Here is a 20,701-nt window from a genome sequence, read left to right on the forward strand (position 1 = left end):
TCGCCAAGGAAACCCGCAACAAACGCTCATAACCGCAGGTCAGGGGGTTAACTTTCCCGAACCCGCAGAGGGTCAGTTTTCGGAAAGCGCTGACAGGTGGGGCGCAGACCTTACAAGCGAGGGGTCGTAGGTTCGAAACCTACCGTGCCCACCAGACCTGCATTCACCTGCGGAAACGTCACCTGGCAACGGTAGGCGAGTGAAGAATGATGGGCGGAAACCACTCGCTTATGCGTTTGGACGGTGATCTCCGGTAGGCCGGCAATCGCACGTCCTGATGACAGATCGGGGCCGGCTGCCGGGTCGTGGGAGATCAGTGTGCGTGCCGAGGCCCTCGGCGTCCGTGCGATCGAGATGTGCGCCGACGTCACCGTCCTCTTGGCTGGCCGGCAGTCTCGCTTTGTGTGGAGCAGACCGATGGGCTATCGGTTTGTCTGTTCCCGGGCCGAGCTCCGGAGGTTCCGAGCAGCGGCGAGGGCGGGCTTAGTGGGCGGGATCATGATCCTTAAGCGGTGTTATGCTCAGGATGCTGAGCATAAAGCAGGTGGTGATGATGCCTCGTCCAGTGTCTTCGCGGGTTCAGGCCGGTGCCGTGAGCATCGGCGAGCAGCTCGTGGTGTGGCGCAAACTCCATGGGCTTACCGCGGCTCAGGTGGCTGAGCGTGCGGGAATCTCCCGCGGCACGTTGCGGCGTGTCGAGGTGGGGGACGCGGGGGTGAGCCTTCAGGCGTTCCTCAGCGTGGCCCGGGCGCTGGGAGTGTTGGAGTCGCTGGTGACGGCACTCGATCCGTATGAGACAGACCTCGGACGGGCTCGCGCCGACGAGATTCTCCCGCGAAGGGTCCGTCCTTGAGCCGCGTTCGCACCTATGTCGAGATCGCTGGTGTGTCTCGTGAAGTCGGCGATGCGTTCTTCAACTTTCGACGGGGCCGGCTTACAGCGACCTTCTCGTATGCCCGCGACTACCTTGGCCTTCGTGGTGCGTACGCGATCGATCCGGCTCTCGGTCTCTCGGTCGGCTCGTGGCCGTTGCCGAACGGGCTTCCCGGGGCGTTCAGCGACGCCGCGCCCGATCGGTGGGGGCGGAATCTCATCGCCAAGCGCCTTCGTGCGCAGGCGACGGCCGAGCGACGGCCGATGCCGACACTCGATGACCGGGACTTTCTGCTTGGGGTGAGTGACGAGACCAGGCAAGGCGCGCTGCGGTTCAAGACCGAGTCCGCCGACGAGTTCCAGCATCCGGCTCCGGAGGTTCCGAAGCTGATCGCCTTGCCCGCGTTGATGCATGCGGCTGCCGCGGTCGCACGTGACGAGCCGGGCAACCTGGAGGCGATCAAGACTCTGCTGGATGCGGGTACGGGCTCGCTCGGTGGGGCACGCCCGAAGGCGTCGGTCCGCGATGGCGATCGTCTTCTGATCGCCAAGTTCGCTCATCATGCGGACGACTGGAACGTGATCGCCTGGGAGAAGTCGGCACTCGACCTGGCGGCGGAGGCAGGCATCGTGGTCCCCGGCCGGAGCCTGGTCGGCGTCGAGGGGAGCTCGGTGCTGCTGCTGGACCGATTCGACAGGGAGGGCCAGCAGCGGGTCGGGTACGTGAGCGCGATGACTCTCCTGGAAGCACGTGACGGCCAGCCCCGGGATTACCTCGAAATAGCCGAGGCGATTCCGGATCATGGCTCGATGACCGTTGCCGATCTACGTCAACTGTGGCGTCGGATCGCCTTTTCCGTCGCCGTACACAACACCGACGACCATCTTCGGAATCATGGATTTCTGCGCCGCGGGCCGGGCTGGACCTTGGCGCCCGCCTTCGATGTGAATCCCAATCCGGACCTGGCGGCGAGCCGGGTCACCAGTATCGGGGGCGCATCTGATCCGGCCGGTGAGGTCGAGGCGCTTCTCGTTTACTCCGAAAGCTTCGCTCTGACGGATGCCCAGGCGCGCGTTGTATTGCGTGAGGTGGCCGACGCGGCCCGCAACTGGGCCACGGTTGCCCGGCGCAACGGGGTCGCCGAGGCGGAGATCGCCAGGTTCGACCCGACGATGACTCGGACGATCGAAGTCGTCAGAGCGTCGGCCGCTGGGGGTTAGCCAAGTTGCCGACGGCGTCCGGCTCCGGAGTGCGACCGGTTCTGCGACCTGCGGCACGCCATGGCTGGCGCGTCTCAATTTTGGTCTCGTCCGGCGAGGTCCGGCCATCTGCGGCGAAGGGCTTCGGTGCAGGTCGCGGACGTTCGCGGGCGAAGGCGGACGGTGGGGCGCAGACTTTACAAGCGAGGGGTCGTAGGTTCGAAACCAACCGCGCCCACCATCTTGACCAGCTGCGAAGTGGGCTGCTGATCGATGCGTTGACCACGCCTCGCTTGTAAGGCTAGATGTCACCGCTATGCCTGTAGTGCGGCCGCGATCGTTCTGGAGTGATCGGGGCGGAGGCCTGGCCGAGGCCGGCCCAGCGCATTCGCGACCGAGCGCAGGTGTGCGAACGCAACCGAGAGGCAACGGGCGGCGGCTCAAACGGCGGGCGGCCGGACCGATCCGTAGGGGGTCCGCGGGTATCGCGGTGGGCGGGTCCCGGCCGGTTTCCCCTCGGCGGTCTGGGCCCGCCCGGACGGATGGCGACACACACGGAGGCCGACGTGGGTACGGAACTGCACGCCGGGATCGACTTCGAGAAAGTGGTCGTCTCCCCGTACCCGCTGAAAGTGCGTAGTGGGGTCGCCTGCCGTGAGCGGGCCGGATCGCTGAATGTCTTCGTTCCGCGGGCGCCCAGCGGGCGCAGCCGGGAGGAACGGGTCACCTTCGCCGCTCGGATCGCGTTGCCGCTGCTGTTCGTTTCGGCGGTGCTCGCGGCGTCGGGGTTCAGCTGGTGGCTCGCCGTCGGTGGCAGCGCCGCCCTCGTCGGTGTGGTCTGGCGCCGGCAGGCCAAGGCTGCTCAGGAGGCCGCGTTCGCGGTGCCCCGGGATGACGAGTCACGGGTTCTCTGGTCGGTGCCGGAGCGGGCCGCGTTCGCTGGGGCGCTGGAGGCGTCGCAGCGGGTTCGGCGGACCTGGCCGGCTCTCGACGGAATGGTCGATCCGGTTCTCGCCGACCGGTCGCTGACGCGTGCGCTCGGTGAGCTGGCCGAGGTTCTCGGGCGGCGGCAGGAGCTGCGGCGGCTGCGGGAGGAACTGGCCGACGTGTGGGATGCCGACATTCCGGCCGACAGCCCGGCCCGGATGGCCGCCGAACTGCAGCGGGCCCGTGCCGACGAGGTCTGGCGGGAGGCCGGGGACGCCGCCAACCGGATCCTCGGCAGCATCGACGCGGCCGCCCGGGCGGGGGAGAGCTTCATCCGGGAACGGCAGGTCGCCGCCACCGCCCGGCATGCCGAGCGGACCCTCGCCCGCGTCGCCGGTGTCCCGGCCGCTGTGGAGAGCGGGCCGGACCTGGCCGGCCGCACCGAAGCGGTGATCGACGCCTACCGCGACCTGGCCCGCGCGTAAGCAAGCCAATGCGTAGCGCGAGCCCGCGTGAGCGAGCCCGTGCGCGACGCGAGCCCGCGTGAGCGAGCCCGTGCGCGACGCGAGCCCGCGTGAGCAAGCCCATGCGTGACGCGAGCCCGCGCATAACACCGGGCACGTAAGAACGGGACACACAAAACGGCGGCGCCGAAGATTCACTCACGCATTTCCCCCGGAGGGGTGATGTGATCGAGGGCCGCCCTGCGAGAACCTTGACCCATGACAGGTGTCCAAGGGTTCAGGCGGCTCGCCGGGACAACTGCCGGGGGACCAGGGCCGGCCCCACCGGCCGGCTCGATCCGGCGACCGTGGCGGCCAGGCGTTCCTGCACCTCGTCCGAGGACGGGAGCCGCCACTGGACGCGGGCCGGCGGGATCTCCCAGCGGACCGGGCCTTCGGGCAGGCGGCTCGGTGGTGCGGGGATCCACGAGCCGGCGTCGTGCCGGATCACGTCGAGGCGGTGTTCGAGTTCGGGCCGCAGCGGGGTGCCCGGCCGCACCAGGAACATCCAGCGCCCGTCGGCGGTCACCGCGACCGGGCCGGCCGTCGGGCCGTGCGTGCCGAGCGACGCGGGCACCTCCAGAGCGTCGAAGGCGCCGCCGGTGGCCAGTAGGACGGTGTACGGGCGCCGTCGCCACCACGCGGTGATGCGGGCCGGATCGTCGCCGGCCGTCGCGGCCCACGAGTCGAGGGCCGGATGGCAGCCGGTGATGTCGCATTCGGGGCGGCCGCAGTCGAAACGATGGCCGGTGAGGTACGCACCGGGCGTCACCGCCCAGCCGTGCGCCGCATACCGCAGAGCGGCCCGGCGCAGGAGGGCTCTGTCGAGGATTGACGGTGGGACGAACGGCTGACGGCTGGTCCACTGCATAGCTCGATACCCCCGGATTCGAGTGGCTAGGCCGTATCCCTACGACGACGGACGTCGTTGGGTCCGGCAGATCCACCCTTTGCAACTTGCATGAAAAACTACGAGCATCGGTGAGCAGGCGATCACACACGCTGTGCGATCTGCGCGCACGTGCGAGGTCCACACTGCGACTGACACCGGATGGCTCACCGGCGGAGGGACCGTCGGTTGAGTGGGGGAGGCACCGTGGACGAGCTGCCGATCGGCCGCCGCGTCGCCTATTGGCGGGGCCGACGCAAGATGTCCCAGCAGGTGTTCGCGGACCGGCTGGGCAAATCGAAGAGCTGGGTCGACAAGGTGGAACGCGGGGTCCGCCGACTCGATAAATTCTCCGTTGTCTATGACATCGCCGACGTGCTCCAGGTCGACGTCCAGCTGCTGCTGGGCAAAGAGGTGGAGCGCAAACCGGAGACGCAGAACTGCATCGACCAGGTGGAGGTCGAGGAGATTCGGGCGGCTCTGGAGCGGTATGACCAGATGAGCGCGTTCTTCCAGGCGGTGCCACATTCCCCACCGCTCACCGAGATGCGCAAAGCGGTCAGCCACGCCTGGCTGACATATCAGCACGCGAAGTACGGTGCGCTGGCCCGCGCACTGCCCAAGCTGCTCCGTGACGCCCAGGCGGCGGACAGCGCCCACGCCAACAGCGACGAGGCGCCCACCGCGGCGCACCTGCTCGGGCAGGTGTACCAGATCGCCTCGTCGGCACTGCGCAAGGTCGGCGAGCACGAGCTGTCCTGGCTCGCGGCGGACCGTTCGATCGCGGTCTCCCAGCGTGCCGGCGACCAGTTGCTGGCCGGGCTGGCCAGTTACCGGGTGGGCAGCGCGCTGCTCGCCCTCGGCCGGGTCCGCCCGTCGCTGGAAGTGAACGTCAACATCGCCAACCGGCTGGCGCCCGGCCCGGACCGGCCCCGGCCGGATCAGCTCTCGGTCTACGGGATGCTGCTGCTCAACGGGGCCATGGCGGCCGCCCGGATCGGCGACAGCGCGACCGTCCGGGACCTGCTCTGCGGCGCCGACCAGGCGTCACTGGAGCTGGGTGGCGACTTCAACCACTACTGGACCAGCTTCGGGCCGACGAACGTGCAGCTGCACCGCTGCGCGACGGCGGTCGAGCTCGGCGACGGGAAGCTGGCCGTCGAGACGCACGAAGGCATGGACAAGGCCGGCTTCCAGGCGATGCTGCCGGAACGCCGGGCGCACCACTACCTCGACATCGCCCGTGGCTACACGCAGATCGGCGACGTCGAGAAGGCGGGCGAGATGCTGCTGGAGGGCGATCGCCTCGCCCCGTCCGAGATCCGGTGCCGGCCGCTCGCCCACGAAGTCCTTTCCGACGTGCTCCGGCGTACCCGGGGCACGCCGCCGGCTCCGATCGCGGAGCTGGCCGAACAGATGGGAGTCGGTGTATGAGGTGGGTCCGCGAGTGATGACGGGTAACCCCTCACCCGGTGTGCTGTACGTGCTGGTGTGCGGCTCACCGATGGCCCGGGACGTCGGGATCCTGGTCAGCCTCGCCCAGAGTGATGGCTGGGACGTCTGCGTGGTCACCACCCCGGACGGCCGCAAGTTCGTCGACGTGGCGGCCTTGCAGGCGCAGACCGGGCATCCGGTCCGTTCCGACTACAAGAGTCCCGGCGACCCGGACGTGCTGCCGGCGGCCGACGCGATGATCGTCGCGCCGGCCACCGTCAACACGGTCAACAAATGGGCCGCCGGCATCACCGACACGCTGGTGCTCGGCCTGCTCGTGGAGGGGTACGGCTACGGCGTCCCCACCGCGGTGGTGCCGTACACCAACAAGGTCATGGCCCTGCACCCGTCGCTGCACGAGAGTCTCGCGAAGCTGCGGGACTGGGGTGTGCACGTGCTCTACGGCGAGGACGTGTGCCGTCTCGGCGGCCCGGGGCAGACCGATCGTTTCCGCGGCCAGTTCCCCTGGCGGCGGGCCCTGCAGGCGGTCAGCAACCCGATCGCGGCGGGCAGCCGAGTCGAGCCGGGGGCGCTTTCCTAGCGGTATAGGGTTGGCCCTCGTGACCGACTTGACCGTCCGCGCTCTCGTGGATTCCCTCGACGCGCGTTTCCCCAGGGCCTGGGCGGAGTCGTGGGACCGGGTCGGACTGGTGCTCGGCGAGTTCGAGCACCCGGTCACCCGTGTCCTCTGCGTGGTCGACTGCGTCCCGGAGACCGTCGACCAGGCCATCGAGCTGGGCGCCGACCTGATCCTGGCGCACCACCCGCTGTTCCTGAAACCGGTGTCGTCGATCGCCCCGGACACGTTCAAGGGCGCCCTCGTGCACCGGCTGATCCGGGCCGGGGTGGCGCTCTACACCGCGCACACCAACGCCGACGTGGCCAATCCCGGGGTGTCCGACGCGCTGGCCGCCCGGCTCGGCCTGACCGGGCTGCGCCCGCTGGCGCCGGCCGAGGGCGCGGCCGCCGGCGAGGGCCGTGGGCTGGGCCGGATCGGGGAGCTGCCGGAGCCGCTGACGCTGGCCGCGCTCACCCGTCTCGCGGCGGAGCGCCTGCCGGTCACCGCGGCCGGGGTGCGTGCCGCCGGTGATCCGGGCGCCCTGATCCGTACGGTCGCGGTCTGCGGTGGCGCCGGTGACTCCTTCCTGTCCGTCGCGGCCCGGTCGGGCGCCGACGCGTACCTCTGTGCTGATCTGCGGCATCACCCGGTGAGCGAGCATCTCGCCGCGGGTGGTCCGGCCCTGCTCGACGTCGCGCACTGGGCGAGCGAGCGTCCCTGGCTCGACGACGTGGCGGCCTGGCTGCGCGAGGCGTTCGGAGTCGAAGTGCTGGTGTCCGACCTGGACACCGACCCCTGGACCGTCCATGCGAATCGCGATGATTTGGAGATCCGCCCGTGAAGGCCGCCCCGGAAGCCCAGCGCCGTCTGCTCGACCTGCAGGCCGTCGACACCACCCTCGCGCAGCTCGCGCACCGGCGTAAGTCGCTGCCCGAGCTGGCCGAGATCGACGGCGCCGCGCGGGAGATCTCCGCGCTCGAGGACGAGCGGGTCCGCGCCCAGGTGGTCGTCGACGACCTGGATCGGGACATCGCCCGCCTGGAGAAGGACATCGACCAGGTCCGGCAGCGCAAGGAGAAGGACGAGAAGCGCCTGAACGCGGGTGGCTCGCTGCGTGAGGTCGAGGGTCTCCAGCACGAGCTGGCCACGCTGAACCGGCGGCAGTCCGAGCTCGAGGACGCCGAGCTGGAGCTGATGGAGCAGAACGAGACGGCGGCGGCTGCGCTGACCGAGGTGCAGGGGCGGCTCTCGGGCGCGGTCGGGCGGCGCACCGACGCCGAGCGCCGCCGTGACGAGGCCCTCGCCGAGATCGCCAAGGAGCTGGAGTTCAAGACCCAGGCCCGGGCGCCGCTCGCCGGTGACCTGCCGGCCGACCTGGTCACGCTCTACGAGAAGATCCGCTCGGAGACCGGGATGGGCGCGGCGTTGTTCTACGCGGGCCGTTGCGGCGCCTGCCGGATCGAGCTGTACGGCGCCGACCTGAACCGGGTGAAGACGGCCCCGAAGGACGACGTGGTCCGCTGCGAGGAGTGCCGCCGGATCATGGTCCGTACCGCGGAGTCGGGCCTGTGAGCCTGAAGGTCGTCATCGAGGCGGACGGCGGGTCGCGGGGCAACCCGGGCCCGGCCGGTTACGGCGCTGTGGTCCGGGACGCCGACTCCGGCGAGGTCCTGGCCGAACGGTTCGCCTCGCTCGGGGTGGCCACCAACAACGTGGCCGAGTATTCCGGCCTGATCGCGGGTCTGCGGGCGGCGGCCGAGCTGAACGCCGAGCGGGTCGCCGTGAAGATGGACTCGAAGCTGGTCATCGAGCAGATGTCCGGCCGCTGGCAGATCAAGAACGCGGGTCTGCGCCCGCTCGCCGCCGAGGCGGCCGCCCTGGTCGGCAGGTTCGCCGGGGTGACGTTCGAGTGGATCCCGCGGGAGCGCAACAAGGCAGCTGACGCGCTGGCGAACCGGGCGATGGACGAGGAGGCAGGCGTCGTCCAAAAGAAAGACGAGGAGACCCCGAAGTCGTGGGCGCCGCCCGCGTCGCTGACCGACGCGACCCGGATCATCCTGGTCCGGCACGGCGAGACGCCGCTGACCTCGCAGGGGCGTTACTCCGGGCGGGGCGACGTGCCGCTGACCGACGAGGGCGAGGCACAGGCCATGGCCGCGGCGGGCCGGGTGGCCGGCATTTCCCGCGACATCGCGGCGGTCCTCTCCTCACCCCTTTCCAGGTGTACGAGGACCGCGCAGCTGATCGCCGATGAGGCGGGCGGGCTGCCGGTGACCATCATGGACGACCTGATCGAGTGTGACTTCGGCCAGTGGGAGGCGAAGACCTTCGCTGAGGTGCAGGAGCGCTGGCCGGACGAGATGGCGGCGTGGCTGGCGTCGACGAGTGTCGCCCCGCCGGGTGGGGAGTCGTTCCAGGCGGTGGCGAAACGGGTGCGGGGTGCTCTGGCGACCGTGCTCAGCGCGTACCCGGGCAAGGTTGTGGTCCTGGTTTCTCATGTGTCGCCGATCAAGTTGATTCTGCGTGACGCGCTGGCCGCCGGTGACGCCTTCCTGCACCGGCTGTTCCTCGACGCGGCGGGTGTGTCGACGATGGACGTGTGGCCGGATGGGAACATCGCGGTCAGATCGGTCAACGAGACGGCCCACCTCAGGTAACAGGGATTGACCCTCGCAGGGCGGACGTTTAGCTTCCTCGATTAGGAAACTTTCTTCAACGTTTCGCCCTGGAGGGCTCATGCGCGGTTTCACCCGCCGCTTCGTCGCCGCGGCGGCCGCCGCCACCTGTGTCGTGGCGGCCGCACCGGCTCCCGCACAGGCACACGGGAACGACGGATACAAAAAGGTCGCCTACTTCACCCAGTGGGGCATCTACGGTCGCGACTTCCAGCTCGCCGACGTGCAGAACTCCGGCGCGGCGGCCAAGCTGACCCACCTCAACTACGCCTTCGGCCCGGTCACCGCCGACGGCGTGTGCGCCTCGGCCGACCCATGGGCCGACTGGCAGACGCCGTTCTCCGCGGAGAACAGTGTGGACGGTGTGGCCGACGTCGCGGGCCAGCCGATCTCCGGCAACCTCAACCAGATCGCCGAGCTCAAGAAGAAGAACCCCAAGCTCAAGGCGCTGATCTCGCTCGGTGGCTGGACCGGCTCGGCGTACTTCTCGGACGCCGTCCTCACCGACGCGTCCCGTAAGAAGCTGGTCGGCTCCTGCATCGACCTGTGGATCAAGGGCAACCTGACCGGCCTGCCCGAGGGCATCGCGGCCGGGATCATCGACGGCATCGACCTCGACTGGGAGTGGCCCGGCTCGGCCGGCAACGACGGCAACGTCATCCGCCCCGAGGACAAGCAGAACTTCACCCTGCTGCTCGCCGAGTTCCGTAAGCAGCTCGACCAGCTCGGCGCCAAGACCAAGAAGAAGTACCTGCTCACCGCCTTCCTGCCGGCCGCGCCGGCGAAGATCGAAGCAGGCTTCGAGGTCAAGAAGATCTTCAAATACCTCGACTTCGGTACGGTGCAGGGCTACGACTTCCACGGCAGCTGGGAGCTTCGTGCCAACCAGCAGTCGGCGCTGCGGGTACCGGCCGGCGCGCCGGACAACCCGGACTTCTCGGCGGACAGCACCATCAACGCCTGGATCGCGGGCGGGGCGCCCCGCAAGGAGCTGATCCTCGGTGTGCCCTACTACGGGCAGGGCTGGACCGGTGTCACCGGTGGCCGCAACGGCCTCTTCGGACCGGCCACCGGCCCGGCGCCCGGCGTCTTCGCCAACGGCTCCGAGGACTTCAAGACCCTGCAGAAGCTGACGACACAGGGCTTCAAGGTCTACCGGGACATCCGGAACGGTCACGCGTGGCTCTTCGACGGCAACACCTTCTGGACGTACGACGACCCGGCTGTCGTCTTCCAGAAGTCGCTCTACATCCGGGCCAAGGGTCTCGGCGGCGCGATGATGTGGTCGCTCGACGGTGACGACGAGAACGCGTCGCTCACCAAGGCCATCTCCGCGGGCCTGCGGTAATCATTTTCATCGATGCGGCGGTGTGCCCATTCGGCGCACCGCCGCACCCGTTCGGCGCACAGGGGATCGCTCGTTCGTCCGATGTTTCGTTAGCGTGACGTGAACCACACGCACGCAATGTGGACGGAGGAGACTCATGGCTGAGCCCGAACGTCGGAGAACCGATAGAAGCCCCTGGAACTGGCTGCTCCTGGTGCCGATCGTGGTGCCGCTGCTGACCTTTCTGTACAACCACGACGAGCCGCGGATCGCGGGCTTCCCGCTCTTCTACTGGCTCCAGTTCGCCTTCATCCTGCTCGGCGTCGGCACCACCACGCTCGTCTACCAGATGACGAAGCGGGGCCGGTCATGAGCGAACATCTCACTGAGATCATCGTCTTCACCGCTCTGTTCCTGCTGGTCAGCGGGATGGGGTTCGTCGCCTCCCGGTGGCGGCAGCCGAAGGACATGGCCCACCTCGACGAATGGGGACTGGGCGGGCGCAGCTTCGGTGGCTGGATCACCTGGTTCCTGGTCGGCGGTGACCTGTACACGGCGTACACCTTCGTCGCCGTGCCCGCCCTGATCTTCGGCGCCGGAGCGGCCGGGTTCTTCGCGGTGCCCTACACCGTGATCATCTACCCGCTGTTCTTCCTGATCCTGATCCGGCTCTGGTCGGTGTCACACCGGCACGGGTTCGTCACGCCGGCCGACTTCGTCCGCACCCGGTTCGATTCGCCGACCCTCGCGCTCGTCATCGCGATCACCGGGATCGTGGCGACCATGCCGTACATCGCCCTGCAGTTGATCGGTATTGAAGCCGTTCTGAAGACCATGGGCGTCACCGGCGAGAGCACGCTCGCGAGACATCTGCCGATCATCGTGGCGTTCGCGATCCTGGCCGCCTACACCTACCAGTCCGGGCTGCGCGCGCCCGCCCTGATCGCCTTCGTCAAGGACACCCTGATCTACATCGTGATCCTGGTGGCGATCATCTGGCTGCCCTACAAGCTCGGCGGCTGGAACGCCATCTTCGACGCCGCGGACGCCAAGTTCCAGGCGTCCCCGGCGCCCAACGACGGCATCACCCTCAACGCCAACAACCAGGTCCAGTACTTCACCCTGGCCCTCGGCTCGGCGCTCGCCCTGTTCCTCTACCCGCACAGCATCACCGGGGTGCTGGCCAGCAAGAACCGGGACGTCATCAAGCGCAACATGTCCGCGCTTCCGGCGTACAGCCTGCTGCTCGGCCTGATCGCGCTGCTCGGTTACATGGCCATCGCGTCCGGGGTGAAGCCGCTGCCCGGCGCGAAGCCCGGCACCGTCGACAGCAACACGGTCGTGCCGGTCCTCTTCGACCAGCAGTTCCCGGCCTGGTTCACCGGCATCGCCTTCGCCGCCATCGGCATCGGCGCCCTGGTCCCGGCCGCGATCATGTCGATCGCCGCGGCCAACCTGTTCACCCGCAACATCTACAAGGAGTACCTGCGCAAGGACGCCACCCACGCGCAGGAGGCCAACGTCGCCAAGATCACTTCACTGGTGGTGAAGATCGGCGCGGTCGCCTGCATCGTCTTCCTCGACCCGCAGTTCTCCATCGACCTCCAGCTGATCGGCGGCGTGATCATTCTCCAGACGGCGCCGGCCGTGGTGATCGGGCTCTACACCAGATGGTTGCACCGAGGCGCGCTGATCGCCGGATGGGCGGCCGGCATGGCCCTCGGATTCTGGATGCTGTGGCAGATCCCGAACGCCGCAACCGGTCGCAAGCACTTCGGCGGATCGGCCTTCCCGCTGTCCGAATTCGGTCTCGACAGCACGAAGACGATCTACGTGGGGTTCGTGGCGGTGCTCGTCAACGCGCTCGTCGCGGTGATCTTCACGCTGATCCTGCGGGCCGCCAAGACACCCGAAGGCGCCGACGGGACCGAGGCGGACGACTACTTCGCCGACGAGGGTGACGCGCGGATCTCGCAGCAGCGCACCACACCTGTCGACAACGTCTCGTCGACCTGACGTCGGTTCCTTGGTTCAGGTGCGCCGTATCTCCCGCCTCAGCGGGAGATACGGCACCGGCAGATCGGCGCGACAGACCAGGGCGGCAGGGTTCGCGACGCCCGCACGCAAGGCGGTGACCAGGCCTTCGGCAATCTTGCGGTACGTCTCACCGGTCGCCGGCCAGCGAATCGTCTCCGTGCCGTCGCCCACGCGTACCGTCAGGCCGTCCTCGGTCTGCGAAAGCTCGACGAGCGCCCTGGTTCCCTCTCCCGCGTCTCCCCTCGGGCGCGGTTCGCTGTCCGCATCCTTCCGCGTGCTCGCTGCCAGCCGCACTCTCGCCCCCGCGGGCAGGGATGCGGCCGCCGCCGCGAGGCCTGCCTCCAGCGTCGCCCAGTCCACCGCCTCCTCCACAGGCTGGACCGGGGGATGGGGGACACGGCGCGGAGCGGGCCGCAGCCACAGGTCGAGCACTCCCGGCCGGTCGACGATCTCCAGCACCCCGGCGGCGACCCGCCACCCGACGCTCGGATCCGGCCCCGGGCACCGCATCACCGGCGGCCCCAGCTGCGCGCCCACCTCGGCGATCGCGGCCACGAACCCGTCCCGGCGCACGGGCACGCGCAGGTCGTCCCGCTCGTGCAGGTCGTCGTCCCATTCGTGCAGGTTCAGAAAGACGGCGGTCACCTCGGCGCCGAACAGGAATGCCCCGGCCCGTCCCGGCGCGGCGTCGAACGTGCAGCTCACGGTGCCTTCCGAGGGTGCCCGGTAGATCCAGCCCGCGGCGGTCACGAGCCCTTCGAGCTCATCGGCCGTCCAGGCCCAGCCGATCCCGGCGACCGCAGCGACGGTACGAGCCAGCGCGTACACCGAGACCCCCGTTCACCCTTGTCCGGCGGTCATTCTTGCTCACAAAAGTCACAACGCCGGGATCTTGCCCGCAAGGGGATCCGCGATGGTTACGACATACGCGAGACGAATTTAGGTATTCGTCCGACTCGCCACAGATGAGGCGTGTGCTCCGGTAGCGTCGGGTCTGGCGTTGCCCCGCTTCGCGATCCGCTCGTTCTGCGATCCGCCCTGCTTCGTGACCGCCCTGCTTCGTGACCGCCCTGCTTCGTGACCGCCCTGCTTCGCTTCGCGACCCGCTTCGCTTCGCGACCCGCTTCGCTTCGTGACCGCTTCGCTTCGTGACCCCGCGGAGGAGTTCAGCGTTGGCCACCCCGACCACCCTGACGCAGCAGTTCGCCACCGAGTACGCCAAGGGCGCCGTGCCCGGCATGCTCCGCGCCATCCGGACCATCAAACGCGCCAACAACCTGATCCTGGTCGGCGCACTGGCCGCCAGCTACCTGCACCAGGCCCACTACCTGGCCACGCTGGGTGCCGGAATGTTCGCCTGGATCGTCCCCGCGGTGTTCGACCTGGCGATGCTCTCCATGCTGACCATCGCCCACACCGCGGGCATGGCCGCCGACGCCAAACGCGCCGCCATGAAGATCCTCGCCGTCGTCGTGATCATCTCGGCCGCGGTCAACTTCGCCGCCCCCGGCCCACTCGGCCTCCGGATAATCTTCGCCCTGGTGGTAGGCCTGGTAGCCGGCGTCGAATGGGTAGCCGCCAAGATCCGCCCCGACTTCGCCGCCATCGAGGCCCGCGAGGTGGCCGTGATCACCGAGGTCAACCCGAACCGCAAACTGGACCCCGAGGTCGCCAAGGCCCGCGCCGCGAAGGCCGCCGCCACCCGCCGCGCAAAACAGGAGGCGGCAACCGCAGCGGCCAGAGCGGCCGAGGAGACAGCCCGAGCCCGAGCCGCCCGGGCAGCCGAACGAGCCAAGGCCCGAGCCGACCGCGAGGCCCTGGATCAGGCCGAACTGGACCGCTTCCTGAGAGGCGGCCGAGCCGCCCTGGAAGAGCCGGTAGGCGCCCACCGAGCGTCCTGACCGGCAAGGCGAGGGCGACGGACGAGTCGGCCTGTACGCCGGACTATGTGCGCCGAACCGGCCGTGACCTGCGAACCCGATGCCGCCAAGCCCGTGCAGGGCGTCTCCAGGGCGTATCCGGCTTCTTCGGCCTTCCGAACAGCGCGTCGATCGCCGCTCGGGTGCGTTCCTCGCTGGCCGGCATCAGGTGGGTGTAGGTCCGGAGGGTGAACCCAGGGTCGGCGTGGCCGAGGTAGGCGGCGAGGGCCTTGACGGTCTCCCCGGCGTCCAGCAGCGCCGAGGCGTAGAAGTGACGCAGCGCATGCATGCCGTTGGCCCGGCTCCGGTCCAGTCCGGCCGCCGCCACGGCCGGATGCCAGAAGTCCGTGTTGAAGTCGCTCCGGTTGATCGCGTTCTTGCGGGTGGTGGTGAACAGCAACACCACGGTTTCCCGCCGGGTGCTGTCGGGGTCCTCCCAGGGCAGAGTCACCGCCAGCGGTGGCACATCGGTGATGTGCTGAGTGAGGATTTCGCTGAGGGCATCGGCCAGCGGAATGCGCCGATCTTTGTTGTTCTTCGGCAGCCCGAAGACGAGCCGGGACCGGACCCGCTTGACCTGTCGCCGGACGTGGACCCAGCCACCGACGAAATCGATGTCCTCGGCGGCCAGTCCGAAGATCTCGCCTTGCCGGAGACCGCAGCCGCTGCCGAGATCGACCATCGGGCGATAGCGGGATGGAATCGCGGCCCGTGCGGCGTGGACCTGCTCCAAGGTCCACGGGATGACTTTGCGTTCATCCGGGCGCGGAGGGTCGACCGATTTCGCCGAGCACGGGTTCTTGCCGATGCGTTCGTCATCCACGGCCGCGCCGAGAATCGATCGCAGATGAGCGAAGGTGACCGCGCGGGTAGCGGCACCTAGGACGTCGACAAGCTCGGTATCCCATTCCCGGATCTGGCCCGGCTTGATGGCTGACAGCTGCCGGTGCCCGAAGAACGGGTAGAGATGCTTCCGGATCCGGCTCTCCATGCTTTCGCGCGTGGACGGGTCGAAGCGCCGAGTCCGGAGCCACATTTCGGCGTAGTCACGGAACAGGATCTGACCTGCGGCAGGGTCGATGTAAGTACCCCGGCGCTTGTCCGACTCAACGGAGATCAGGAAGTCCTGTGCCGCACGCTTGGCCCGGTCCGGGAAGGACTTCTTGCGCTCCCGCCCGGTGTTCGGATCCACGTACCGAACCCGATAGCGCATGCCGACGCCGTACAGCTTGGTCTTGACCTGGAGTGGTTTTCCGTCCTGCCCTTTCACGGTGTTGTACCAGCGGTCCTCGATGTGTCCCATCAGGCCACCTGCCGTTGCGCCCGGAACCACTGCCGGACGTCTTCGGGGTCGTAGCGCAAGTATCGGCCGACGCGGCTGGCGGGTGGGCCGTAGTGGCGTTTGCGCCAGGTGTAGAGGGTTCCCTTCGGGACGCGGAGATAGTCAGCGACCTGATCTATCTCCCACATCGTCTCGGTTGGTGTCGGTGCTGTCATGGGTCTCCTTGGGTGCGACGGTGAGGTACGCGCGGATCTCTCCGGCGCGGCGTGCGGAGTGGGTGCTGGCGCGAACCGCCGCCTGGTCGCCGAACAGTTCGCTGAGGTAGGCGGTCAGATAGGCCTTTTGGGTGGTGACGGTGTCGGTGGGGCCGATGAGCCGGACGGCCAGCAGGGGCCGGGTGGTGCCGGGCATGGGTGTGTCCTTTCGGGGTTGTGGTGTGACGCTGTGGAGTTTTCAAGGAACGGTTGACACGTACGTGTCAGACGGCGCGAGGGTGGGCGATGGCCGGGGCGGGCTGGTCGAGGTCGGCCAGGTCCAGGGCGTGGGCTCGGCGGCGTGCGGCGTCGGCGGCGGAGTTGGCGAGCAGGGCGTCGCCGGTGCTGATCCAGCCGGTGGCTTCGTAGCCGAGGCGGTAGACGACGAGGTCGGCTTCCTGGTCGTCCCACAGGTGGGGGTAGCCCTGGGTGCGCCGCCAGATGGTGCGCTCCATGCGCTTGAAGCCGTAGGTGACCGAGAAGCCCCGGCTCTTGGTGGTGATGTGGCCGCCGTGGCCGTACTGGTGGGCGTAGCGGCGTAGCCGGTGCCAGCCGTCGGTGTCGCCGAGGTCCCAGCAGGTGCGGATCATCCGGCCGACGTGGGTGTTCGGGTCGGCGTGCAGCTCGACGGCGAGGTCGTCGAGCCGTCGGTGCGTCGCGCCGGTGGCTTCGGTGCTCTTGGTGACGTACTTGGCGAGGTAGCCGGTCAGCTTGACCATGTTGGTGTCGCCGCCGGGGGCGTTGATGTGCTTGAGATCCAGGCCCTTGGGTCCCCAGCCGATGTGCCAGCCCTTGCCGCCGTTGGCCGGATGCGGCGCGCTGGTGTAGGAGGTCCTGCGGAACGCGTCTTCCAGCACGCTGGCGAACATCTCCCGGGAGACGGCCTGGTCGGCGGGGACGATCGCGGTGGGACAGTCCGGGTGGTAGCCGTCAAGCCGGAAGATCGCGTGGTAGTGGATCAGTCCGCGGGCTTGGAATTCGTAGACCTTGACGTAGCGGCGGCGCAGCGTGACCCCGAGCCGTTTGCCGAGCCGGGCCAATTCGCGGTCGGCTTCCTGGACAGTCCGTCGCCACAGCTCGGGTGCCTCGTGGTTCCAGGCGACATGGCCGGCGTAGTCGTAGCAGTCCAGACAGAACGGGGCACCCAGGATCGGGTCGGTGGTCTTGTGCCGTGCCGTGCAGCGGATCTCGACACCGTGCGGGCATGTCTTGCCGAACGGCCGGCAGATCGAGGCCCGGCAGGTGCACCGGTCGCGGGAGCGGCAGTCGGCGGCGTGGGTCTTGACGACGCGGTGGTGCACGTGGCCGAACGACGGTGCGGTCGCGGTGAGGAAGATCGCGATGTGCTGGTCGAGTGGTGGCAGGCCGTAGCGGTTGCCTTCCAGCCCGGCTCTGATGATCTGGAAGGTGTCGCGGCGGTAGACCTCGGCGCAGGACGGGCAGACGCTGGCGCGGCGGTTGCCGCACGGGGTGTAGATGACCCCGTCGGGCATCGAGGCTGTGTCGATGGTGTGCATCAGGGAGCCGTCGCGGTTCTTGACGTCGATCTGCCCGGAGAGCCGGATCGGTCGGGTGCAGGCGGCGACCCCGCTGACGTGGTCGAGCCACTCGGGGAAGTCGCTGGAGCGGGCACGGCGGCGGGCGGTGGCGACTTCGGCGGGGTCGAAGCCGAGCCGGGCGTCGCGGTTGGTGGGGGCCGGCTTCTGGGTGGGGGTGGCCCAGGGCCAGTAGGTCTCGGCGTTCTCCCCCGCACCCACCACCGCAGTGGTGGTGGGTGTGAGAGGCAGCGTCGAGCTGCTCATCGGGCGGCCCCGATGGGGGTGCCGTTGTGAGGCCGGGTGTTGTCCGGCAGGGTCGGGTGGGATTCGAGTTTGGTGAGCAGGTCGCGGGCGATGGCGCTGGAGACGCGCAGCCGTACGGCGAGTTGGCCTGCGTTGATGTCGTTGCCGTTGGTCTCGCGGTGTGAGGCGACGACGGTCCGGGCGTTGTTCAGCAGTGCTTCCGGGTAGCCGGGTTCCGCGACAACCGATGCCGGTGCCGGAGGCTCGGTGATCTCCGGGGCAGGGGCGGGTTCCGCTGCTGCCGGTGCGGTGGTCTTCCGGGCCGGGGTCCGTTTTGCTGGTGTCTTCTTCGCCGGTACTGCTTTCTTGGCGGGGGTGGTGGCCCTGGTCTTTGTTGCGGCGGCCGGGCGGACCTCTACGCGCGTGGTGTCGGATGACGTTGCGGGTGAGGTGGCCGGCGTGTCAGCCGTGACCGGGTTGGTGGTGGGCCGTTTGCTGGTGGCGGAGAAGACGAGCTTGGACAGGCCGAGGAAGGCCAGCGCGGGCAGGGCGGAGACCACCCAGCCGGAGACGCCGGGCTTGGCGACGGCGAGCTGTGCGGTCAGCGAGAAGCCGACAGCGCCGAACAACAGGACCATCGGGTACCGCACCGACGCGTGAGCGTCACGGCGGCGACGACGGCCGATCTCGATGAGGGCTGCGGTCGGGATCAGCTCCGAGATGACCGCGTTAGCCCAGCCGAACCACTGGTCCGTGCCTTGCGGGCTGTTGTCGAGAGTCCATTCCTTGACGTGCGTGAACGAGGCCGCACCGGCCATCAGGCCGACAAGGAGAACGATGACGATCAGGACGAGGAATTGCACGCCGTCGACGGTGATTCGTCGACGCGGCTTGGGCGGGCGGCGATAGCGATCGCCGATTCCGGTGGGCGCAGGGGTGTCCTTGGCGGACACGGGCGTGGTGTTCATCAAGTTGGTTTCCATCACCAGATCCCGCAGCCGGGGCAGATGAGACCGCGACGGTTTCGGGTGGGGCGGCAGTCTTCGCCGCGCAGGATGGTTCCGCGACAGCGGGTGCAGGAGGTGTTGCGGTCCGGGCGGACCAGTTCCGGGAAGGCTCCCGGCAGGAACTTGACCGGCGTGCGGCGCCGGGAACGAGCCCTGGTGTCGGGGCGGTTGCCGCTGCGGCGGCGGGTGGCGGGACGGCGAGTCACCGTGTTGATCGGCAGGTGAAGGACGACGAGGAAGGAGAACAGGCCGAGCATGGCCAGCAGGACGGTGAAGATCGGGGCGAGGTTCATTGGTTACCTCCGGTGATCGTGTGGCTGGTCGTGATGTCGGCGTAGGCGACGACCTGCCAGGCGGCGATGAGCACGGTGATCGCTTCCAGGACGGAAGCGGCGATCAGGGCGGGGTTGGTGGGCTGGCTGGCCCAGTACCAGCCGGTAGCGATGGCCGCCGGCAGGACGAAGACCGTCAGGTCGACGCCGAGTTGGATGCCTTTGCGTTGGCGACGCAGACGGTCGCTGCGGTGCGCGGTCTCCCAGCGCAGGACGTCAGCGCCGGTGAGGGCGCTGAGGCGGGGTGCGAGATCGGTGCGCAGGTAGCGGCCGATCGCGGAGACCTTCTGGTCGTTGATCAGATGAGTCCAGCCCAGGGCGAGAGCGACGGGCGGCAGGAGCAGGGCCACGGCAGGGCCTGCGAGTTTGGTACCACCGGCGACGGCGGCGATCGCCACGATGAGCGAGTAGACGAGGTTGTCGCGTGCCCGGATCCGGTCACGCTGTTCGTCCTTGAGGGTCTTGAGTTCGTCGCGAAGGACGTCGAGTTGTCCGCTGGTGTCAGCGGGAGTGGGTGTGGTGGGGGTGGTCATGCGTAGACCTCCGGGTCGAGTGGGATGACGGCGATGACGCCGTGGCAGCCGTCGCAGAAGACGGGGGCGAGATCGATGGCCGCCAGGTCGTTGACCAGGGCGGTGTCGCTGGCGTGAACGGCGGGGTAGACGGCGAGGCCGTCGCAGTCGCCGCACGGGGGCGTGCAGACGGGGCAGCGTTCGAAGAGTTCGCCCAGGACGTCATCGCGTCCGGCGGGCATGCTGCGGTCGATGCAGAAGCGGCAGTGACTACGCCGCAGGTGGGACTCGGCCCACGCCATGGCCTCAGACCAGGTGGCGAAGATGCCCATGCAGGTCGCGTGATCAGTGATCTCGCAGGACGGGCAGAAGCCTTCCCAAGGACGCTGAGGGGCAAAGAAGCCCTGTGAGTTACGGAAGACACGGACGCGTTGCTGGCTGAGCAGACTCATCGCATCCACCACCGGGTGGTGGGACGGTTCGGGTCGGTCCAGCCGCAGACATCGCAGTCGTAGTAGCCGCAGTACTGGCAGCAGTCGGAACGGTCCTGGCCTTTCGGCATCAGGTCCGCGCAGTAGCAGTCGCCACACGGGCACGGCCGTTGCCCGGTGGGGGGAATCGGCTGAGTCATGCGGCACCGCCGGTGAGGCAGTCCGAGCACATGCCGTGCCGGGTCGGGATGTAGTAGTCCTTGAGGTCGTCGCATTTGGGGCAGGTGCGCCGAGCGGCGAGGGCCTTGCTGATGGCCGCGTGCTGGGCCGGGGTGGCCTCGCGTTTCGGTTTGGCCAGGTCGATGCGATAGAGGTAGGCGACGCGATCTCCGCGACGCCACAGGATCTGAGCGGCGATCTGCTGACCGCCGGGGCGAAGGCCCTGTTGCCGCAGCTGGCGGCGGGTGGCGAGGTCGGTAGGGGCCATCCGGAACGGGTAGGTCGGTGTGCCGCCGTGCCGCTCACCGGTGGGGTCGTAGAAGCGCATCTCGTCCTCCAGGTCGGCCGGCGCGGTGGCGGCCTGGTCGTCGCCGTGGGTGCACGGCTGGCCGAAGGCCGGGTGTTCGTAGGTGTCCCGGTCGATGTCCTCGGGCAGGAACGCGGCCGCACAGACGCCGCAGACGATCGAGCCTTCCTCGA

At 68.7% G+C, this 20,701-nt stretch carries 23 protein-coding genes; 12 read left to right on the forward strand and 11 right to left on the reverse strand.

Annotation, left to right across the window (positions count from 1 at the left end; all coding sequences use genetic code 11):
- Positions 1–553: 553 nt before the first annotated feature.
- The 3 genes from AB0E94_RS39365 (at position 554) to AB0E94_RS39375 (ending at position 3,485) form a co-directional block, all read left to right on the forward strand.
- Positions 554–853, forward strand: coding sequence for a helix-turn-helix transcriptional regulator (locus AB0E94_RS39365; protein WP_360337215.1), 300 nt, complete (start codon positions 554–556; stop codon positions 851–853).
- A complete protein-coding gene (locus AB0E94_RS39370) occupies positions 850–2,094 on the forward strand; it encodes a type II toxin-antitoxin system HipA family toxin (RefSeq protein ID WP_360337089.1) in 1,245 nt (414 codons plus the stop codon). The genes AB0E94_RS39365 and AB0E94_RS39370 overlap by 4 nt, the downstream gene beginning before the upstream one ends.
- A gap of 545 nt (positions 2,095–2,639) precedes the next feature.
- Positions 2,640–3,485 carry a hypothetical protein gene (locus tag AB0E94_RS39375; protein ID WP_360337091.1) on the forward strand — a complete coding sequence of 282 codons (846 nt, stop codon included), beginning with the start codon at positions 2,640–2,642 and terminating at the stop codon, positions 3,483–3,485.
- Between the two features lie 256 nt (positions 3,486–3,741).
- On the opposite strand, the gene AB0E94_RS39380 is transcribed toward AB0E94_RS39375, so the two are convergent.
- On the reverse strand, positions 3,742–4,374 hold the full coding sequence (locus AB0E94_RS39380; protein ID WP_360337093.1) for a bifunctional DNA primase/polymerase: 633 nt from the start codon (positions 4,372–4,374) through the stop codon (positions 3,742–3,744).
- Between the two features lie 225 nt (positions 4,375–4,599).
- Here AB0E94_RS39380 and AB0E94_RS39385 point away from each other — a divergent pair, with 225 nt between their 5' ends.
- The 8 genes from AB0E94_RS39385 (at position 4,600) to mctP (ending at position 12,463) form a co-directional block, all read left to right on the forward strand.
- On the forward strand, positions 4,600–5,826 hold the full coding sequence (locus tag AB0E94_RS39385) for a helix-turn-helix domain-containing protein (protein ID WP_360337095.1): 1,227 nt from the start codon (positions 4,600–4,602) through the stop codon (positions 5,824–5,826).
- Between the two features lie 16 nt (positions 5,827–5,842).
- Positions 5,843–6,427 carry a flavoprotein gene (locus AB0E94_RS39390; protein ID WP_317787889.1) on the forward strand — a complete coding sequence of 195 codons (585 nt, stop codon included), beginning with the start codon at positions 5,843–5,845 and terminating at the stop codon, positions 6,425–6,427.
- A 10-nt stretch (positions 6,428–6,437) separates the two neighbouring features.
- On the forward strand, positions 6,438–7,286 hold the full coding sequence (locus tag AB0E94_RS39395; protein WP_360337098.1) for a Nif3-like dinuclear metal center hexameric protein: 849 nt from the start codon (positions 6,438–6,440) through the stop codon (positions 7,284–7,286).
- A complete protein-coding gene (locus tag AB0E94_RS39400; protein ID WP_360337100.1) occupies positions 7,283–8,017 on the forward strand; it encodes a C4-type zinc ribbon domain-containing protein in 735 nt (244 codons plus the stop codon). The genes AB0E94_RS39395 and AB0E94_RS39400 overlap by 4 nt, the downstream gene beginning before the upstream one ends.
- A complete protein-coding gene (locus tag AB0E94_RS39405) occupies positions 8,014–9,102 on the forward strand; it encodes a bifunctional RNase H/acid phosphatase (protein WP_360337102.1) in 1,089 nt (362 codons plus the stop codon). Before AB0E94_RS39400 ends, AB0E94_RS39405 begins: the two co-directional genes overlap by 4 nt.
- A gap of 79 nt (positions 9,103–9,181) precedes the next feature.
- Complete coding sequence (locus AB0E94_RS39410) at positions 9,182–10,468, forward strand: glycoside hydrolase family 18 protein (RefSeq protein WP_360337104.1); 1,287 nt, start codon at positions 9,182–9,184, stop codon at positions 10,466–10,468.
- Positions 10,469–10,604: 136 nt separating this feature from the next.
- Positions 10,605–10,820, forward strand: a complete 216-nt coding sequence (locus AB0E94_RS39415) for a DUF3311 domain-containing protein (RefSeq protein WP_360337106.1) — start codon at positions 10,605–10,607, stop codon at positions 10,818–10,820.
- Complete coding sequence (gene mctP / locus AB0E94_RS39420) at positions 10,817–12,463, forward strand: monocarboxylate uptake permease MctP (protein WP_360337108.1); 1,647 nt, start codon at positions 10,817–10,819, stop codon at positions 12,461–12,463. Before AB0E94_RS39415 ends, mctP begins: the two co-directional genes overlap by 4 nt.
- A gap of 15 nt (positions 12,464–12,478) precedes the next feature.
- On the opposite strand, the gene AB0E94_RS39425 is transcribed toward mctP, so the two are convergent.
- Positions 12,479–13,312 carry a DUF6301 family protein gene (locus AB0E94_RS39425; protein ID WP_360337110.1) on the reverse strand — a complete coding sequence of 278 codons (834 nt, stop codon included), beginning with the start codon at positions 13,310–13,312 and terminating at the stop codon, positions 12,479–12,481.
- Positions 13,313–13,722: 410 nt separating this feature from the next.
- On the opposite strand from AB0E94_RS39425, the gene AB0E94_RS39430 reads away from it, so the two are divergent.
- Positions 13,723–14,385, forward strand: a complete 663-nt coding sequence (locus AB0E94_RS39430) for a hypothetical protein (RefSeq protein WP_360337217.1) — start codon at positions 13,723–13,725, stop codon at positions 14,383–14,385.
- A gap of 43 nt (positions 14,386–14,428) precedes the next feature.
- On the opposite strand, the gene AB0E94_RS39435 is transcribed toward AB0E94_RS39430, so the two are convergent.
- The 9 genes from AB0E94_RS39435 to AB0E94_RS39475 form a co-directional block, all read right to left on the reverse strand.
- The gene (locus AB0E94_RS39435) at positions 14,429–15,706 is read right to left on the reverse strand and encodes a site-specific integrase (RefSeq protein WP_360337112.1); all 1,278 of its coding nucleotides are present in this window, start codon (positions 15,704–15,706) and stop codon (positions 14,429–14,431) included.
- Positions 15,706–15,900: a helix-turn-helix domain-containing protein gene (locus tag AB0E94_RS39440; protein ID WP_360337114.1), complete on the reverse strand. Its 195-nt coding sequence runs from the start codon at positions 15,898–15,900 to the stop codon at positions 15,706–15,708. Before AB0E94_RS39440 ends, AB0E94_RS39435 begins: the two co-directional genes overlap by 1 nt.
- Positions 15,848–16,096 carry a hypothetical protein gene (locus AB0E94_RS39445; protein WP_360337116.1) on the reverse strand — a complete coding sequence of 83 codons (249 nt, stop codon included), beginning with the start codon at positions 16,094–16,096 and terminating at the stop codon, positions 15,848–15,850. Before AB0E94_RS39445 ends, AB0E94_RS39440 begins: the two co-directional genes overlap by 53 nt.
- 67 nt (positions 16,097–16,163) lie before the next feature.
- On the reverse strand, positions 16,164–17,741 hold the full coding sequence (locus AB0E94_RS39450; RefSeq protein ID WP_360337118.1) for a replication initiator: 1,578 nt from the start codon (positions 17,739–17,741) through the stop codon (positions 16,164–16,166).
- On the reverse strand, positions 17,738–18,583 hold the full coding sequence (locus AB0E94_RS39455; protein WP_360337120.1) for a hypothetical protein: 846 nt from the start codon (positions 18,581–18,583) through the stop codon (positions 17,738–17,740). The genes AB0E94_RS39450 and AB0E94_RS39455 overlap by 4 nt, the downstream gene beginning before the upstream one ends.
- Positions 18,584–18,702: 119 nt before the next feature.
- On the reverse strand, positions 18,703–19,020 hold the full coding sequence (locus AB0E94_RS39460; RefSeq protein WP_360337122.1) for a hypothetical protein: 318 nt from the start codon (positions 19,018–19,020) through the stop codon (positions 18,703–18,705).
- On the reverse strand, positions 19,017–19,592 hold the full coding sequence (locus AB0E94_RS39465) for a hypothetical protein (RefSeq protein ID WP_360337124.1): 576 nt from the start codon (positions 19,590–19,592) through the stop codon (positions 19,017–19,019). Before AB0E94_RS39465 ends, AB0E94_RS39460 begins: the two co-directional genes overlap by 4 nt.
- Positions 19,589–20,023 carry a hypothetical protein gene (locus tag AB0E94_RS39470; RefSeq protein ID WP_360337126.1) on the reverse strand — a complete coding sequence of 145 codons (435 nt, stop codon included), beginning with the start codon at positions 20,021–20,023 and terminating at the stop codon, positions 19,589–19,591. Before AB0E94_RS39470 ends, AB0E94_RS39465 begins: the two co-directional genes overlap by 4 nt.
- Before the next feature lie 175 nt (positions 20,024–20,198).
- A complete protein-coding gene (locus AB0E94_RS39475; protein ID WP_360337219.1) occupies positions 20,199–20,549 on the reverse strand; it encodes an RRQRL motif-containing zinc-binding protein in 351 nt (116 codons plus the stop codon).
- Positions 20,550–20,701: the final 152 nt, after the last annotated feature.

The sequence above is a fragment of the Actinoplanes sp. NPDC026670 genome, from assembly GCF_040638175.1.
Classification (GTDB): domain Bacteria; phylum Actinomycetota; class Actinomycetes; order Mycobacteriales; family Micromonosporaceae; genus Actinoplanes.

Excerpts from the sequence above, each read along its gene's own strand:
- AB0E94_RS39365 (WP_360337215.1), top strand. The coding sequence starts at position 554 with ATGCCTCGTCCAGTGTCTTCGCGGGTTCAGGCCGGTGCCGTGAGCATC.
- AB0E94_RS39380 (WP_360337093.1), bottom strand. The coding sequence starts at position 4,374 with ATGCAGTGGACCAGCCGTCAGCCGTTCGTCCCACCGTCAATCCTCGAC.
- AB0E94_RS39390 (WP_317787889.1), top strand. The coding sequence starts at position 5,843 with ATGACGGGTAACCCCTCACCCGGTGTGCTGTACGTGCTGGTGTGCGGC.
- AB0E94_RS39410 (WP_360337104.1), top strand. The coding sequence starts at position 9,182 with ATGCGCGGTTTCACCCGCCGCTTCGTCGCCGCGGCGGCCGCCGCCACC.
- AB0E94_RS39415 (WP_360337106.1), top strand. The coding sequence starts at position 10,605 with ATGGCTGAGCCCGAACGTCGGAGAACCGATAGAAGCCCCTGGAACTGG.
- mctP (WP_360337108.1), top strand. The coding sequence starts at position 10,817 with ATGAGCGAACATCTCACTGAGATCATCGTCTTCACCGCTCTGTTCCTG.
- AB0E94_RS39430 (WP_360337217.1), top strand. The coding sequence starts at position 13,723 with ATGCTCCGCGCCATCCGGACCATCAAACGCGCCAACAACCTGATCCTG.
- AB0E94_RS39435 (WP_360337112.1), bottom strand. The coding sequence starts at position 15,706 with ATGGGACACATCGAGGACCGCTGGTACAACACCGTGAAAGGGCAGGAC.
- AB0E94_RS39440 (WP_360337114.1), bottom strand. The coding sequence starts at position 15,900 with ATGACAGCACCGACACCAACCGAGACGATGTGGGAGATAGATCAGGTC.
- AB0E94_RS39445 (WP_360337116.1), bottom strand. The coding sequence starts at position 16,096 with ATGCCCGGCACCACCCGGCCCCTGCTGGCCGTCCGGCTCATCGGCCCC.
- AB0E94_RS39450 (WP_360337118.1), bottom strand. The coding sequence starts at position 17,741 with ATGAGCAGCTCGACGCTGCCTCTCACACCCACCACCACTGCGGTGGTG.
- AB0E94_RS39460 (WP_360337122.1), bottom strand. The coding sequence starts at position 19,020 with ATGAACCTCGCCCCGATCTTCACCGTCCTGCTGGCCATGCTCGGCCTG.
- AB0E94_RS39465 (WP_360337124.1), bottom strand. The coding sequence starts at position 19,592 with ATGACCACCCCCACCACACCCACTCCCGCTGACACCAGCGGACAACTC.
- AB0E94_RS39470 (WP_360337126.1), bottom strand. The coding sequence starts at position 20,023 with ATGAGTCTGCTCAGCCAGCAACGCGTCCGTGTCTTCCGTAACTCACAG.
- AB0E94_RS39475 (WP_360337219.1), bottom strand. The coding sequence starts at position 20,549 with ATGCGCTTCTACGACCCCACCGGTGAGCGGCACGGCGGCACACCGACC.